This is a genomic window from Streptococcus sp. 27098_8_76 (genome assembly GCF_041432315.1).
Taxonomy (GTDB): Bacteria; Bacillota; Bacilli; order Lactobacillales; family Streptococcaceae; genus Streptococcus.
The window spans coordinates 85923-102172 of sequence record NZ_JAPVZI010000009.1 but is presented as its reverse complement, the minus strand read 5'-3'; the positions used below and the strand labels follow the sequence as shown (position 1 = coordinate 102172).

Sequence of the window (16250 nt, the reverse complement as noted above, 5' to 3'; positions counted from 1 at the left end):
AATATCAGACTGCCACAGTTTTACAGGGTTCGATGCAACGTTGGCAAAAGCTGCATTGGCACCCGCAGTGGCACTACGCATCATCCCAAACACAACCTTCATATTTTTTAAGTCTTCGTTAGTTGTTGTTTCAGGGACTTTGGTTCTAAAACTCCATACATAGGAATTGTAACTAGAACCACCTGTAGTTGATCGGTCAGAAAACACACGTTTACCATCCACGGAAGCCTCCCTCAATGTTTCTCGAATTTCTAGAGATTCATCAGTTCCAGCAGTACCGAAATATCTTTTCAGGTTTAAACTAAGATTTTCTAAATCACGCCCGCTATTCGTATTAGGCCATTTATCTATATTAATTGTATCCAATTGTACTCTTGGTAGCCCTGAAGCACTTTCTGGTGTTGGATTGTCAAAGGTTGACGAAGCACTAACTGGCGTACCATTCGGTTTAATACGTTGTGGTTTCCCGTTAATCCATTTAAGATTTCTTGGGCTCGCATACTGTGCACGCGTAATGCTAGTTGGCATCTCCACTTCTGCAGGAATTTGGATATAATTACGATATATCTCTCCACCATCAGTCTGGTACGTATTCGCTAGATTCTCTGAATGGTCGTTAAAAAAGACAAGCCAATCTAATGAAGTGATTTTCCCATTAGCGTCTTTATTATATTTAACTTTATAGTTCGTAACTCTAGAAACTACCTTTTCAGCGTCTGAACGACTAACACGTCTACCAACGTCATTAAGGACATAGGTATCACTATGACCATTTGCTTCTGCATTTGTGCCTTTTGAAAAGGCAACTTCCGCTCTAAATTGAATTCCCGTTGGAATCGCTTGACGATTACGTGAATCATTAGTTCCTGTGTTTTCGATTGAGTTAGTACCAGATTTTGGTTCTGTGTTTTCTGCTCTTTTACCTACAGTTTCTTTTCCGTTAGTAGTGTCTACTGCTGGAGTTTCTTTTTTCTCTACAGGTTTGTTTTTCAATTTTGAGCTTACTACAGTGACAAGTTGGTTGTAGGCTACTTTTAGTTCATCTTGACTGGTTGCAGAAACTAGCACAGACTTGGCAGAAGCTAACTCAGAATTTAAAAGAGTAATACTTTCCTCAGTTTTATTAGCGTATTTACCTGATGAAATTTTTCCTTCAATTTCAGCTATATAACCTTCCAATTGTGACTTATCCAATGTTGGAGTTGCTGGTTGTGAATTAGGTGCAGAACTCTCAAGAGACACCTCAGTAGCATTTACTGTAGTATCCGCCTGAACAACACTAGCTCGTGCTCCTAAAAACATTAGTGCAGCGACTGCAACCGATGCGGCACCAAAACTATATTTTCGAATAGAAAACCTCAAAATTCTCTGGTTCTCTTGAGATTCCATTCGTTTAACTCGACTCAATGAATTACTTTTGTTTTCCATTATAAAGCCTCCTTATATGATTTAATTATATTAAATTAGTATTTTGTACAAAAGACAGCACCTTAACCCAATCCACCATTATGAACCAGGTTATTATATCCTGTTATTCACACAAATATACATGATGCATTATACTATTAAAATCCAGAAATGTCAATTGATATGATTGCATTCCACTATAATCTCAAAAAAGCCCCATACTATCTGTTATTCAGGAATTCCTGCTACAGATAGTATGGAGCTCAAACAGCAGTTACACGACCGTGACTGCCTTTCTATTCTTGCATAGCGTAACCAACACCACGCACGGTTTTAATGTAGCTTTTCTGACCTTTTACATCAAGCTTGCTACGTAGATAACGGATATAGACATCCACGATATTGGTTTCGGTCGCACTTTCATACTTCCAGACACTTTCCAACAACTGCTCACGCGTCAGGACTTTCTTGCTTCCCATAAGAGTAGCCAAAAGATCATACTCACGACGCGTCAGATCAATCATTTCCTCGCCACGATAAACGGTATGATGTTCTACATCCATACGCAGATTGCGGTAAGACGTTGGAACCTTCATCTGACTACAGTGTTGGTCGATAAAGTCCCGACCTCGGAAAATCGCTGAAATACGAGCTACCAGATTGTCAATAATAACTGGCTTATAGATGTAAGAAACGGCAAAGCGTTGGATTGTCTCAATCTGATCTTGCAAGTCTTCTCGATGGTCCAAGACCATGATCACTGAGGCTGGCTTAGTCCGACTCAGCTTGTCTGCAAAATCCTGGGCTGTCATATCCCCCAGATGAGCATTCAATAAAATCAAGTCATAGTCTGTTTGAAGAGCCATGGAGAGAGCTTTTTGCCCCTCCTCAACCTGATCAACTCGGTATTGCTCTTTTTGGAGTTCCAAACTTAAAAAATGAGCTAGATTTCGTTCTTTCTCAAGTAATAAAATCCGTTTCCCCATGGCAGACCTACTTATTTTTCGTCATACCAAGAGTAGTGGAAGGTTCCTTCTTTGTCTTTACGTTGGTAAGTGTGGGCACCAAAGTAGTCACGTTGTGCTTGGATCAAGTTAGCTGGAAGGTCAGCTGAACGGTAGCTATCAAAGTAAGTAATAGCTGCTGAGAAGGTTGGTACTGGTACACCAGCTTGAACTGCAAGAGCTACGATATCACGCACTGCTTGTTGGTACTTAGCAGTAACATCCAAGAAGTATTCATCCAAAAGAAGGTTGGCAAGGTCTGCATCACGATTGTAAGCATCTGTGATCTTTTGCAAGAAACGAGAACGGATGATACACCCATCACGCCAGATAGATGCGATGTCTGCAAATGGCAAGTTCCAGTTGTTTTCTTTAGAAGCTACACGCAATTGAGCAAAACCTTGTGCGTATGAGATGATTTTTGAGAAGTAAAGGGCTTGACGGATTTTTTCAATCAATTCAGCCTTGTCTCCTTCAAATTTGAAGGTAGCTGGTTTTGGAAGAACCTTGCTAGCATGCACACGTTCTTCTTTGTAAGTAGAGATGTAACGTGCAAATACTGACTCAGTGATGAGTGACAATGGCACACCAAGGTCAAGTGATGATTGACTAGTCCATTTACCAGTTCCCTTGTTACCTGCAGCATCAAGGATGTAGTCTACGATTGGTCCATCTTGACCTTCGTCGTCTTTACGGCTCAATATATCAGCTGTGATTTCAATTAAGTAGCTGTCCAATTCGCCCTTGTTCCATTCAGTAAAGATTTCAGCCATGTCTTCTGCAGAAAGGCCTAGCAAGTGTTGCATCAAGTCATAGCTTTCTGCGATCAATTGCATATCACCATACTCGATACCGTTGTGGACCATCTTCACGTAGTGACCAGCTCCATCAGGACCGATGTAAGTCACACATGGTTTGCCATCTTCTGGTGCTTTAGCTGAGATTTCCTCAAGAACATCTGCAACCAATTCGTAGGCCTCTTTTTGTCCACCAGGCATGATAGAAGGACCTTCAAGGGCACCTTTTTCACCACCAGAAACCCCAGTACCGATAAAGTTGATACCTGAGTTTGCCAATTCTTCATTACGACGGATTGTATCTTTGTAGAAAGTGTTTCCGCCATCAATCAAGATATCACCCTTGTCAAGGTGTGGAAGAAGGGCTTGGATAGTAGCATCTGTACCAGGTCCAGCTTGAACCATGAGCATGATACGGCGAGGTTTTTCGATTGAGTTTACAAAACTTTCAACGTCATAGCTTGGTACAAAGTTCTTTTCAGGATGGCAAGCAATCACATCTTCCGTTTTTTCTTTACTACGGTTGTAGATAGCAACTGTATAACCACGAGATTCAATATTAAGGGCAAGGTTACGACCCATTACGGCCATACCTACGACACCAAAGTTAGCTTTTGTCATTTGACACTCCTCTTGTTTCATTTGTTTTATTTTATCATTTTTACTTTTGAAAAGAAAGAATTTTGTAACGACTGCTTAGTAGTCCAAGTCATCCGCATGACCAGCGCCATTTCCAACAAAATATCCTGTCTTACAGTTAAGGGTAAAGAGATAGGTTCCATCTGGCTTGTAGAGATTGTAATAACCATTGCCGTTAACGATATTGACACGTTCAAGGATATACTGGTCTCCAGTGATATAGCCACGTGAACGTGAAGTCGCTAGAATTTGTTCCAAGACACCATCCGCGAAATCCCAGGCAGAGTTGTTACTATCATCAATAGCAGACTGATTATAGGCAACACGACTGGCACTTCTTTGAACAGCAACACCCGCACTTGATACGCCCATATTGACTTCACTGCGAGTACTTCTAGTTTCATTTGAGGCAGCATTTGAACTACTTGGGCTTGTCTCACTGGTCGTATTTGAGCTTGTTTGACTTGAACTTGAGCTACTAGTTTGACTTGAACTTGAGCTAGAAGTACTTGTTTGCTGGCTCTTACCAAGGCTAATAGCCTTATCTAGCAATTTATCAAGCTCCGTATTCCCAGTTTTAATATCTGTAAATTTAGCATCCGCTTTGGCTTTGGCATTGGTATCCAAGACACCATCCACAATAGCTGACTTCTCAAATTGTGCATTGACATCTTGAATGGCCTTGATTTGCGTTGCTAGACTATCATATTTAGATTTGGCAAGCGTGTGTTCACGACTACCTTCCAGCTTATCAAGTAAGGTCTTGAGTTGACTCAGTTTATCAAACTGGCTATTTTTCAAAGCCGTTTTATTGCTGTCTGTGTAGAAGGCGTCATAAAGTGTATTAAAATCATCCACATCTGATTGATTGGCTGTAGTTGATTGGGAAGTTTCAATCTCCTTGGTCGAGCGATTCACTTGACGATAGACATAATAAGCACTGACACAGATAATCACTGATACAAGCGCCAAAACGGTCAAAACAAAGCCTTTTTTGCTTTTCTTTTCTGAGTCTTCTTGTTCCAGACGAGAAAGGTTTTGCTCCTCTTCCACTTCTTCAGTCATTTCTGTTGGATTTTCATCCTCTAGCAATAGAGGATCCAAGCCTTGCTCCTCATCGTCCAGAGGCAAGGGTGGTAAGATGTCTTCAGAAGGTGGAACTTCCTCCGAAGAAGCTTCTGACTCTTCTACAGCCTCACGCATCTCTTGAATTAAATCATCCAGACTCTGAGTTTCAACTAACTCCTCTTTTTTGTATTGGCGAGTCGCAAACTTATCCGCCTCAATTTCATCTTTGTGTTGTTTAACATACTTGTCCAAAATGGAATCCTCAGGCAAGACTCCTGCTTCCACTTCTTCATTTTTACGAATAGCTTGACCAACTGTTAGCTCTTTTGCTTCATCAAAATCAAATTGCGGTTCTTGACCTTCTTTTTTATGACGATTTCGTCTTTTTTTACTCATGAGTATCCCTTTCTATTTTACCTCTTGCCGTTTGACACGCTGACCAAAATATTGATACAGATCCACTTTCAAGGTTCCGTTGTATAACTTACGCTTCTTATCTGCTTGGCTACCATACTTGCTTTCAAAGGCTTCATCACTAGTTAGGATAAATTTGCTCCAAGTTTTCAGTGGTGCAAATACTTGACCCATCTCAGCATAGAGCTTGGTCACCCCTACATCATCTGATAAACGCTCCCCGTAAGGCGGATTGGAAATAATCACACCATTGATTTTATCGGAACGTAAATCCTGCACGCGCATCTGCTTAAATGTAATATCCCCTGCAACACCAGCTGCCTGAGCATTGACCCTAGCAATTTCCACCATGCGAGCATCAATATCACAGCCCATGATATCAAGTTCAAGCTCACGGTCTACTTTTTTAGCCGCCTCTGTGCGCACTTCTTGAATCAAGCGATCGCTGACCCAATTCCATTCCTCAAAAGCAAAAGAGCGACGAAGTCCTGGCGCCATCTTTCTGGCAATCATAACCGCTTCAATACAGAAAGTTCCTGAACCACAGGTCGGATCAATCAAAGGCTTGTCTGGATACCAGTTAGAGAGTTGCAAAATAGCTGCTGCCATATTTTCCTTGATAGGAGCCCCACCTTTTTCCGTACGATAGCCACGTTTAAAGAGACTGGAGCCTGTCGTATCAATCATGACAGTTGCCACATCTTTGAGAATGGAGACCTCAATCTTAAATTCCGGGCCATTCTCCATCAAAGGAACACCTTCTGGGCGGGCGTAGTGTTTCTGCAATTTCTTGACAACAGCTTTCTTAGAAATAGCCTGAACACTAGGTTCATTATGAAGTTTGGACTTAACACATTTGGCTTTTGAAATCGGGAACCGAGCTCCAAGTGGTAAATAATTTTCCCAATCTAAAGCAAAAACTCCCTGAAACAGCTCTTCAAAAGTCTTAGCTGGGAAAGTTCCTACGATGATCTTGATACGATCTGCTGCCCGAAGCCAGAGGTTGGTTTCGATAATAGCTCTCACGTCTCCTTGAAAACGAACACGTCCATTTTCAACCTGACAATCGTAGCCCAACTCTCGCACTTCTCGTCCCACAACAGCTTCAAGACCTGCTGCCACAGTTGCAATTAAATTAAATTCTTTTTTCATGTTACAGTCTTGCAAGACCTTTCTATATGTCCACTTTAAAAAATGAGGTTGAGAAAATTTCTCAGCCCCAACCTATATGCAATTTTCTATAAGCCATGTTTTGTTCCAGAAGTGACTAGGACCACTTCCTTCGATAATCATCTGTCTACCACTAACAGCTCTAGCTGATAGCAGTCAGAATACTACGTTCGTTTCCGCGTACTCCATGCCCCGACCAAAATTTGGGTTGCTAGCTTGAGGGGTTTACCGCGTTCCACTCTCTCCGTTTCCAGAAAGACTCCGTCACTGTGGCACTTTCAAGCCTACTCTGGCCTATCCAAGGACTTAGCCATTTCAACTGCCGTAACGATTTCTCGTCCCTAGGCTTATGGTTTCGCCTAGCACAAACACTACAGGCATCACAGCCTGTGCTAGCATGGACTTTCCTCATGAGAAGCAATTCTCCTCACGCGATTATCCAAAAATTGCACATGTCAAATAACTACTTAGAAATCTGAGTTATCTAAAATTTGTTTACCAAACACTTCTTTTTCCAATCTATTCAGGCGTTTCAAAATATCAAAATTCGTCATAGAAGATGAAGCTGCCACATCAATTGGATCTGGGTGACTAGGACTTGGAGCCGAACTCACTTGCGGTTTACGAGCTAATTCTTCCTTCAAATCTGCAATTTCCTGACGAAGTGACTTGACCAAGGCAGCATAGGTTTCATAGTCCTTAATGACATCGTCTAAAAACTCATCAACTTCTGCCTTACTATACCCTCGGACTTCACGCCCAAACTCTTGTTCAAAAATATCTTTCGCTGAAAAAATAATACTTGCCATGTCTCTCTCCATTCTCGCTTGCTAGTATTATTATATAAAAAAAGGCAAACAAAAATCAAGGTCAAAGCTTCAATTTTCGGAAAAATTTTCAGCAAGTTCATTTAATTGATCAAATGTTAATCTCTTTATAAAATAGTCCTCTTGATTTTTCATCTTTTGGTAAAAATAAGCTAGTTTCGTTTCATTTTCTTCATCATAAAAAAGATAGGAACTGTTCGTATTTTCCAGTAAAAACTGCTGGTAATCTCTTAACTGACCTTTGTGTTCATAACGAGGATAGGCATATTTGACAAAGTCTACCTGCTTAAAGCGACTCAGTTTCATCTGATTGCCTTCATTCCAATTTTCCCCATGGGTTTCAAAAGCAAAAATGGTGGCCAACTGGAAACCATATTCGGTCTTCATTTCCTGAGCGACCTCTAAAACCCAATATTCAAAACCCAAAGTCCCTGTAAATACAAGCCAAGACACCCCATCTGCTGCCATAGCCTCTAAATCTTTATGTATCGCTTTTTTAATCAATTTAAGACGAGGATCCTTGTCAGAAAACAAACCCAAATCAAAAGCAGAATAGCCTAAAACCAAAGCTGTAGTCATTTTTAACCCTTTCTGTGCAAATTTATGATATAATAGAGTGATGTTATTGTACCAATAAGGAGAATTATGGTCAACTATCCTCATAAAATTTCATCACAAAAAAGACAACCATCTCTTTCTCAACCCAAAAATTTCGCAAATCGAGGTATGTCTTTTGAAAATATGATCAATGCTACCAACGACTACTATTTGTCTCAGGGCTTGGCTGTTATACACAAGAAACCTACTCCTATTCAAATCGTACGAGTGGACTATCCACAACGAAGTCGTGCCAAGATTGTTGAAGCCTATTTTCGACAAGCTTCAACGACAGACTATTCTGGCGTTTATAAGGGATATTACATCGACTTTGAAGCTAAGGAAACTAGGCAGAAACAAGCGATTCCGATGAAAAATTTTCATCCACATCAGATTCAGCATATGGAACAAGTCCTTGCCCAACAAGGAATCTGCTTTGTCCTTCTTCACTTTTCTTCTCAGCAAGAAACCTACTTATTACCGGCACATGATTTGATTCGCTTCTATCATCAAGATAAGGGGCAAAAATCAATGCCACTTGGATACATACGAGAATACGGTTACCAGATAAAACTAGGGGCATTCCCACAAATTCCCTATCTCGATGTTATCAAAGAACATTTACTAGGTGGTAAACAAGATGAATAAATACATTCTTATGCGAATATTAAAGTATATTGGAATCTTTTTCCTAACTCTCTTTATCGCATTATTTCTATTGGGCGGGGGTGTTTTCCTCTATTTTGTGAGCAAAGCTCCAGCCCTATCAGATAGTAAATTAGTTGCAACAACTTCTAGCAAGATTTATGACAATAATAACGAACTCATTGCCGATCTGGGCTCTGAACGCCGAGTAAACGCTCAGGCCAACGAAATTCCTACTGATTTAGTCAAAGCTATCGTGTCTATCGAAGATCATCGTTTCTTTGACCACAGAGGGATCGATACGATTCGGATTATGGGAGCCTTCTTACGTAACTTACAAAGTAATTCTTTACAGGGGGGATCAACCCTAACCCAACAGTTGATTAAGTTGACCTATTTCTCAACATCAACTTCGGATCAAAACATCTCCCGAAAAGCACAAGAGGCTTGGCTCGCTATCCAATTGGAACAAAAAGCTACCAAACAAGAAATCCTTACCTACTACATCAATAAGGTCTATATGTCAAATGGTAACTATGGAATGCAGACAGCAGCCCAAAATTACTACGGAAAAGACTTAAAAGACCTCTCTCTACCTCAATTAGCTTTGCTAGCAGGTATGCCTCAGGCACCAAACCAATACGATCCTTACTCTCATCCAGAAGCAGCATTAGACCGTCGTAACTTGGTTCTTTCAGAAATGAGAGGGCAAAATTACATTAGTGCTGAGCAATATGAAAAAGCTATCAACACACCTATCACTGATGGTTTACAAAGTCTTAAATCAACTGCTACTTATCCAGCATATATGGATAACTATCTAAAAGAGGTTATTGAGCAAGTAGAGCATGAAACTGGCTATAATCTTCTTACAACTGGAATGGAAGTCTACACAAATGTGGACAAGGGAATTCAACAGCGACTTTGGGACATTTACAATACAGATGAATACGTCTCTTATCCAGATGATGACCTTCAAGTAGCCTCAACTATCGTAGATACTTCCAATGGTAAAGTCATCGCCCAACTTGGAGCTCGTCACCAAGCAAGTAACGTTTCATTTGGTACCAACCAAGCTGTGGAAACCAATCGTGACTGGGGATCAACCATGAAACCAATCACTGATTATGCACCAGCCTTAGAATACGGTGTATATGATTCAACTGCAACTACTGTCCACGATATTCCTTATAACTATCCTGGTACAAATACCCCTGTCTACAACTGGGATCGAGCATATTTTGGTAATATTAGTCTGCAATATGCCCTTCAACAATCTCGTAACGTACCCGCCGTTGAAACACTAAACAAGGTTGGTTTAGACAGAGCCAAAAACTTCCTAAATGGTTTAGGAATCGACTATCCTGTAATACACTATTCAAATGCTATTTCAAGTAATACAACTGAATCTAGTAAACAATACGGGGCAAGCAGTGAAAAAATGGCTGCAGCCTACGCTGCATTCGCAAATGGCGGTACTTATCACAAACCAATGTACATCAATAAAATCGTCTTTAGTGATGGTAGTGAAAAAGAATTTTCTGACGCTGGTACAAGAGCTATGAAAGAGTCTACTGCCTACATGATGACAGAAATGATGAAAACAGTCTTGACATCTGGAACAGGTTACAATGCCTACCTTCCTGGAATCCCTCAAGCAGGTAAAACAGGTACTTCTAACTATACAGATGAAGAAATCGAAAATCATATTAAGATAAATCAACTTGTAGCACCAGATGAACTGTTTGTCGGTTATACTCGTAAGTATTCAATGGCCGTTTGGACAGGTTATACCAACCGCCTCACTCCTATTGTAGGTGATGGTCTCACAGTTGCTGCTAGAGTTTATCGTAGCATGATGAGCTACCTTACTCAAAATAACCATCCTGGAGATTGGACAATGCCTGAGGGACTATATAGAAACGGGCAGTTCGTATTCCTAAACGGAGCAAGAAATACATGGAGTACTCCTGATACACAACAAACACAATCAGAAGTAGAGAATCCCTCTACCACAAATGAAAATACAAGTACACAAGTAACACCTACTCCTGGTCAACAATCAAATAATCCTGCTCCAACGAATCCAAATCAGGGACAGCCTGGCCAACAGATCCAACAACAACCACAGGCCCCTCAATTTCAACAACCACAACAGTAAACACGAAAAATCCTGAGAGTTAGAAATTCTCAGGATTTTTTACTACAAGATAGCTAATACTCAATGAAAATCAAAGAGCAAACTAGGAATCTAGCCGCAGGTTGCTCAAAACAGTGTTTTGAGGTTGCAGATGGAAGCTGATGTGGTTTGAAGAGATTTTCGAAGAGTATAAAAGAGTCGGCTACAAACCAACTCCCTTACCTTTATTTAACATGTTTTGCAAGTTCTTCTTGCGCTTTTTTATTGGATTCTTCTTTTTCTTTCATCCATTTTTCTTGAGCTTTTTGATACTCATCAACTCTCACTGGTTTATCTTGTACATCAAGGTATTTATACAAAGTGGCTTCGGTCGTACCCTTGTTACCAGAGTATGCAAACGGAAGTGTAAATGGTACCATCTTAGACAACATTGGACGACCAGTTTTAGAAGTTGTTGGGATGATCAAAGCACTATCTGTCAACCAAGCTTGGGCAGCTGCATATTTTTCATAACGTTTTGAAATGTCTTTCACTTCTGCACCAGCTTCAACAACCATTTTTTCGTAGTCTTCCAAACCAACTTGTTTAGCTGCTGCATTATTTGTACCAGCATCAAATCCTAGATAAGTCTTTGTACTTTCCCCTACAGATGGTTTGAGAATATCAAGGTAGGTAGATGGGTCAATGTAGTCTGGTCCCCATCCAACGTTATCTGAGACATCCCAATCTTGTCCTGCAGCCGTTTCAGCAAAGTAGGTAACATTGAGAACTTCATCTTTTTGAAGTTGTTGGATATCAATGACGACATTGTCAGTTCCTAATGTTTCTTCAAGTGATTGTTTAAAAGATTGGACACGTTGAACTTTTGTTGTATTGGTTTGGTCAACTGGCATATCCAAGTGGATTGGGAATCGAACACCTTCCGCTTGGAGAGCTGTCTTGGCTTTAGCAAACTCTGCTTTCGCTTTTTCAGGATTGTAGAGTCCATCCTGAGCATCATCCAAGTTCACGTTGCTCCATTCGTCACCATAAGTCACCAATTTGTCTTTGACCATTTCGCCAAAGTTCTTTCCATCTGCCTGTACAAATGTAGGAGGAACAAACAAGTTACGAAGCAGTTTAGTTGCCCCATTCGCACCATTCACTTGAGAAGCATAGGCTTTTCTATCAAAACCAAAGGCAAGGGCTTGACGGAAATCTTTGTTTAGAAGAGCTTTCTTGGTTGATGTTTTTTCTTCATCCGTTGTCTTAGAAGTGTACTTATAAGACTGGCGATCAATATTAGTACCTACTAAATAAGTAGTAGAATCTTGTGGTGTATAAACGATGTTGTCTTTAAACTCTTTTTCAAGTTCAGGATAACTTGCGCTTGTCGGGAAGAGACGAGCCATTGTAAAGCTTCCATCTTTGAAGTTTTCTGCAAGTTTTCCTGTATCTTGACCATCCCAGAATGAAAGTTTTACCTTATCAATGTGAACATTGTCCTTATCCCAGTAGTTAGGATTTTTCGCAAATTCAACGGAAGATTTAGCCACAAGAGATTTTAACAAATAAGGACCATTATACAAGATACTGCTTGGATCCGTAGCTTTGGCAAAATCATCCCCTTTTGAATTCAAAAACTCTTCATTGACTGGCGCAAGCACACCCATGGTTGTTTTTGAGTTCCAAAAACTTTCAGGTTTGTTCAAGGTGTATTGGACTGTTTGATCGTCAAGGGCTTTAATCCCGACTTGAGCAAAGTCTGTGGTCTCACCTTTTGCATAGGCATCTAGACCTTTGATTGAATCTTGTACCAAGTAAAGGGCTTGTGATTTCTTATCTGTCGCATACTTAAGTCCTGTTACAAAGTCTTGAGCTTTCACAGGCGCATACTCTTCTCCTTCAGATGTGTACCACTTGGCATCTTTACGGATTGTATAAGTGTAAGTCAAGCCGTCCTTAGATACAGACCAATCCTCAGCTATAGATGGCACAAAGTTACCATAGCGGTCATTTTCAAGCAATCCATCAATCACATTACTAGTAATGTCAGTAGTTGCTGCCTTACCAGTTGTCAAGTAGTTCAGGTTATCTGGATCTGTTTCGTAAACATAAGAAAAAGTTTTCTCACCTTTTGCACTAGACCCTGAGCCAGAGCAAGCAGCTAAAACACCAGTTGCTAATAAAGTTACTCCCGCAAGGGCCAATACTTTCCTTGTTTTCATAGTATTCTCCTTTGTTTTTTTATTCATTATAGCCCCTTTTTAACGTCCTGTCAATAGAATTTTCTGAATTTTAGAAAATTATTTTTTAAACAAAAACTTTGCAAAAATATGAATAATATCAAAAAATCCCTCAACTACATTACATAGTCAAGGAATTTTTAATACTTTTATAAATGAGAACTGGTGGTCAATTTTACTTATTTAATCTAACTCATTTCTCACACACTGCAAGGCTGCTCCAATTACTTGGTACATATCGTAATAACGATAGTGTCCTAAACGACCACCAAAGATAACATTCCCTTGCTCATCGGCCAATTTTTTATACGATTTATACAAATGATTATTACGATCATTATTAACTGGATAATAAGGCTCATCACCTTTTTCCCATGTTTTGGAATGTTCTTTAGTAATGATAGTCTTTGCTTGACTCCCAAACTCAAAATGTTTGTGTTCAATAATGCGAGTATATGGGGTATCAGCATCCGTATAGTTCACAACTGCATTTCCTTGGTAATTTTCCATATCCAGGGTCTCATTTTCAAAACGAAGACTACGATACTCTAGTTCACCCAACTTATAATCGAAGAATTCATCAATCATACCGGTAAAGACAATCTTAGGGAAGTCCTTCATATATTGCTCTTTATTCGCAAAGAAATCAACATTTGTTTCTACATCAATGTTTTCATGATCCAACATTTTTTCAACTATCTGAGTATAACCACCAATTGGAATTCCTTGATAGGTATCGTTAAAATAGTTGTTATCATAGGTCAGGCGTACTGGCAAACGGCGAATGATAAAGGCTGGAAGTTCCGTAGTTGGCTTGCCCCACTGTTTCTCTGTATAGTCCTTAATCAATTTTTCATAGATGTCTGTACCTACAAGAGAAATCGCCTGTTCTTCCAAATTTTCAGGAGTTTTACCATTTAAAACCGCACGTTGCTCATCAATCTTAGCTTGTGCTTCTGCTGGCGTTACAACTCCCCAAAGTTTATTGAAAGTATTCATATTAAAAGGAAGGTTATAAATCTCTCCCTTATAGTTTGCAACAGGAGAATTTGTGTAACGGTTAAACTCTGCAAACTGATTTACATAATCCCAAATCTCCTTATCAGAAGTATGGAAGATATGAGCACCATACTGATGAACTTGAATTCCTTCCTCTTCACGAGTATAGATATTACCCGCGATATGATTTCGTTTTTCAATGACTTTTACTTTTTTTCCTTTTAAGGCTGCTTCATGGGCAAAGACTGCACCAAAGAGACCAGCACCGACAACAAGATAATCGTACATCTTATGCTCCTTTGGAGTTTATTATCTGCCTCTTTTATTAAACTAGAAAATCATTCTACTACTTATCTCACTTCTTGTTTGTAAAATTCTTTCAAAGCATCTTGCCAAGTTGGAATAACAAATCCAGTAGCTTTGGCTTTAGTCAGGCTCATCGTTGAGTTTAGGGGGCGTTTAGCTTTTGCTGGAAATTGACTGGAATCTACTGGCTTGATTTCCACATCTGTATCTTTCAAAATTTCAACTGCAAAATCATACCAAGTCGTGTCTTCTGTCGCATCATTTGACAAATGATAATAACCAAATTCCTTGCGGTTTGCAGCTAGGTAGGTCATGAACTCAGCCAAGGTACGAGTCCAAGTCGGACGACCGTGCTGGTCATTTACAACTGTTAAAGTCTTATGATTTTTCGCAAGATTTTGCATGGTAAAAACGAAGTTTTTGCCATAATTTCCAAATACCCAGGCAGTACGGATAATATAGAAATTAGATACATGCTTCTCAACTAACTCTTCTCCCATACGCTTAGTGCGTCCATATTCTGTCTGTGGATCTGGTCGGTCATCAACTTCCCACTCTTGTCCAACTGGTTTCTTACCGTCAAAGACATAGTCAGTAGAAATATAAACTAAAGTCGCACCATGCTTTTCAGATGCTTTTGCGACATTTTCCGTCCCCGTCACATTGATGGCAAAATCCAATTCTTTCCCTTCATCCTCTGCTGCATCAACAGCGGTGTAGGCTGCACAGTGGTAGACTAAAGTTGGTTTCACCTCTTCAAAAACCTTCTCAACCATTTCTGCATTGGTAATGTCCATCTCAGCCACATCTACTGCTACGTATTCTTCATTACGCTCATCCAATAAATAACGAAGTTCAGTTCCTAATTGACCATTTGCTCCTGTAATTAAAATCATATCTATACCTTTCTAATTTGCAACTCTTCCCAATATAGCAATAAAAAGCAGCGATTTCCTGCTTTTTATACTGTAATAATCTCCTGAGTCTTAGCATAATTGGCTTCAACAGCTTCTTTCTCTGCTTTCCACCATTCTTGATTATCTGCATACCACTTGATTGTTTCCTTGAGTCCAGCTTCAAAGTTAGTAAATTCTGGTCTCCAACCTAATTCATCACGGAGTTTACTGGCATCAATCGCATAACGAAGGTCATGTCCTGCACGGTCAGTCACATGATCATAGGCATCCGCAGCTTGTCCCATTTCCTTAAGGATAAGTTCCAAAACTTCCTTGTTGTTCTTCTCGCCATCAGCCCCAATCAAGTAGGTTTCACCGATTTGACCTTTTGTTAAGATTGTCCAAACACCTGAAGAATGGTCATTGGTATGAATCCAATCACGAACGTTCTTTCCTTCACCGTAAAGTTTTGGCTTAATTCCACTTAGGATGTTGGTAATCTGACGTGGGATAAATTTTTCAATGTGTTGATAAGGACCGTAGTTATTTGAACAGTTGGAAATCGTTGCTTTGACTCCAAAAGAACGCACCCAGGCTTTGACAATCAAGTCTGAGGCAGCCTTGGTTGATGAGTACGGAGAACTTGGGTTGTATTTTGTTTCAGCAGTAAATTTCTCACCTGGTCCTTCACCATGACCTGGCAAATCTTCGCGTAGAGGGAGATCCCCATAAACTTCATCTGTCGATACATGGTGGAAACGAATATCGTATTTACGTGTAGCTTCCAAAAGAGTATAGGTTCCGATAAAGTTAGTATGAATAAATGGCGATGGATCATTGAGTGAATTATCATTGTGACTCTCAGCAGCATAGTGAACAATAGCATCTGCTTGAGCTGCCAACTTGTCTACCAACTCTGCATCCGCAATGTCCCCAACAACTAACTCAACACGATCACCTAAAATTTCCTCAATATTAGCGCGGTTCCCAGCATAAGTCAATTTGTCTAATACTGTCACATGAACATCTGGAAAATTCTTGTAAACATAGTGGACAAAGTTGGAACCGATAAAACCAGCTCCACCTGTCACGATAATTTTTTTGTATTCAGTCATA

At 40.0% G+C, this 16250-nt stretch carries 13 protein-coding genes and 1 other RNA gene; 2 read left to right on the top strand and 12 right to left on the bottom strand.

Going from position 1 to position 16250, the window contains the following annotated elements; genetic code table 11:
• The 8 genes from O3636_RS07775 to O3636_RS07740 form a co-directional block, all read right to left on the bottom strand.
• Positions 1-1428: YSIRK-type signal peptide-containing protein (locus tag O3636_RS07775; protein WP_371642487.1), on the bottom strand; the 1428-nt coding region annotated here is incomplete at its 3' end.
• A gap of 275 nt (positions 1429-1703) precedes the next feature.
• Positions 1704-2393 carry a DNA-binding response regulator gene (locus O3636_RS07770; RefSeq protein ID WP_371642485.1) on the bottom strand — a complete coding sequence of 230 codons (690 nt, stop codon included), beginning with the start codon at positions 2391-2393 and terminating at the stop codon, positions 1704-1706.
• 11 nt (positions 2394-2404) lie between these two features.
• Positions 2405-3829 (bottom strand): NADP-dependent phosphogluconate dehydrogenase, encoded by a 1425-nt coding sequence (gene gndA / locus O3636_RS07765; RefSeq protein ID WP_050219820.1) that lies wholly within the window; start codon positions 3827-3829, stop codon positions 2405-2407.
• Between the two features lie 75 nt (positions 3830-3904).
• Complete coding sequence (gene mapZ, locus O3636_RS07760; RefSeq protein ID WP_371642482.1) at positions 3905-5311, bottom strand: mid-cell-anchored protein MapZ; 1407 nt, start codon at positions 5309-5311, stop codon at positions 3905-3907.
• Between the two features lie 12 nt (positions 5312-5323).
• A complete protein-coding gene (locus tag O3636_RS07755) occupies positions 5324-6481 on the bottom strand; it encodes a class I SAM-dependent RNA methyltransferase (RefSeq protein WP_371642480.1) in 1158 nt (385 codons plus the stop codon).
• An 84-nt stretch (positions 6482-6565) separates the two neighbouring features.
• An RNA gene (rnpB, locus tag O3636_RS07750) (RNase P RNA component class B) lies at positions 6566-6946 on the bottom strand.
• A gap of 20 nt (positions 6947-6966) precedes the next feature.
• Positions 6967-7308: a cell division regulator GpsB gene (gene gpsB / locus O3636_RS07745; protein ID WP_049523300.1), complete on the bottom strand. Its 342-nt coding sequence runs from the start codon at positions 7306-7308 to the stop codon at positions 6967-6969.
• 69 nt (positions 7309-7377) lie between these two features.
• On the bottom strand, positions 7378-7905 hold the full coding sequence (locus O3636_RS07740; RefSeq protein ID WP_371642478.1) for a DUF1273 domain-containing protein: 528 nt from the start codon (positions 7903-7905) through the stop codon (positions 7378-7380).
• Between the two features lie 66 nt (positions 7906-7971).
• On the opposite strand from O3636_RS07740, the gene recU reads away from it, so the two are divergent.
• Both recU and pbp1a read left to right on the top strand, forming a co-directional pair.
• Positions 7972-8571, top strand: a complete 600-nt coding sequence (gene recU, locus O3636_RS07735; protein WP_371642476.1) for a Holliday junction resolvase RecU — start codon at positions 7972-7974, stop codon at positions 8569-8571.
• The gene (gene pbp1a, locus O3636_RS07730) at positions 8564-10729 is read left to right on the top strand and encodes a penicillin-binding protein PBP1A (RefSeq protein ID WP_371642474.1); all 2166 of its coding nucleotides are present in this window, start codon (positions 8564-8566) and stop codon (positions 10727-10729) included. Before recU ends, pbp1a begins: the two co-directional genes overlap by 8 nt.
• Positions 10730-10932: 203 nt before the next feature.
• On the opposite strand, the gene O3636_RS07725 is transcribed toward pbp1a, so the two are convergent.
• The 4 genes from O3636_RS07725 to rfbB all read right to left on the bottom strand — a co-directional run bounded on the left by O3636_RS07725 (position 10933) and on the right by rfbB (position 16249).
• A complete protein-coding gene (locus O3636_RS07725) occupies positions 10933-12915 on the bottom strand; it encodes a peptide ABC transporter substrate-binding protein (RefSeq protein WP_371642473.1) in 1983 nt (660 codons plus the stop codon).
• A 201-nt stretch (positions 12916-13116) separates the two neighbouring features.
• The gene (gene glf / locus O3636_RS07720; RefSeq protein WP_371642471.1) at positions 13117-14220 is read right to left on the bottom strand and encodes a UDP-galactopyranose mutase; all 1104 of its coding nucleotides are present in this window, start codon (positions 14218-14220) and stop codon (positions 13117-13119) included.
• Between the two features lie 62 nt (positions 14221-14282).
• Positions 14283-15134 (bottom strand): dTDP-4-dehydrorhamnose reductase, encoded by an 852-nt coding sequence (rfbD, locus tag O3636_RS07715; protein WP_000600905.1) that lies wholly within the window; start codon positions 15132-15134, stop codon positions 14283-14285.
• Positions 15135-15199: 65 nt separating this feature from the next.
• The gene (gene rfbB, locus O3636_RS07710) at positions 15200-16249 is read right to left on the bottom strand and encodes a dTDP-glucose 4,6-dehydratase (RefSeq protein ID WP_000141490.1); all 1050 of its coding nucleotides are present in this window, start codon (positions 16247-16249) and stop codon (positions 15200-15202) included.
• Position 16250: the final 1 nt, after the last annotated feature.

Coding starts and splice junctions, on each gene's coding strand:
- O3636_RS07725 (WP_371642473.1), bottom strand. CDS start 12,915: ATGAAAACAAGGAAAGTATTGGCCCTTGCGGGAGTAACTTTATTAGCA.
- glf (WP_371642471.1), bottom strand. CDS start 14,220: ATGTACGATTATCTTGTTGTCGGTGCTGGTCTCTTTGGTGCAGTCTTT.
- O3636_RS07770 (WP_371642485.1), bottom strand. CDS start 2,393: ATGGGGAAACGGATTTTATTACTTGAGAAAGAACGAAATCTAGCTCAT.
- gpsB (WP_049523300.1), bottom strand. CDS start 7,308: ATGGCAAGTATTATTTTTTCAGCGAAAGATATTTTTGAACAAGAGTTT.
- rfbB (WP_000141490.1), bottom strand. CDS start 16,249: ATGACTGAATACAAAAAAATTATCGTGACAGGTGGAGCTGGTTTTATC.
- mapZ (WP_371642482.1), bottom strand. CDS start 5,311: ATGAGTAAAAAAAGACGAAATCGTCATAAAAAAGAAGGTCAAGAACCG.
- O3636_RS07755 (WP_371642480.1), bottom strand. CDS start 6,481: ATGAAAAAAGAATTTAATTTAATTGCAACTGTGGCAGCAGGTCTTGAA.
- O3636_RS07740 (WP_371642478.1), bottom strand. CDS start 7,905: ATGACTACAGCTTTGGTTTTAGGCTATTCTGCTTTTGATTTGGGTTTG.
- pbp1a (WP_371642474.1), top strand. CDS start 8,564: ATGAATAAATACATTCTTATGCGAATATTAAAGTATATTGGAATCTTT.
- rfbD (WP_000600905.1), bottom strand. CDS start 15,134: ATGATTTTAATTACAGGAGCAAATGGTCAATTAGGAACTGAACTTCGT.
- gndA (WP_050219820.1), bottom strand. CDS start 3,829: ATGACAAAAGCTAACTTTGGTGTCGTAGGTATGGCCGTAATGGGTCGT.
- recU (WP_371642476.1), top strand. CDS start 7,972: ATGGTCAACTATCCTCATAAAATTTCATCACAAAAAAGACAACCATCT.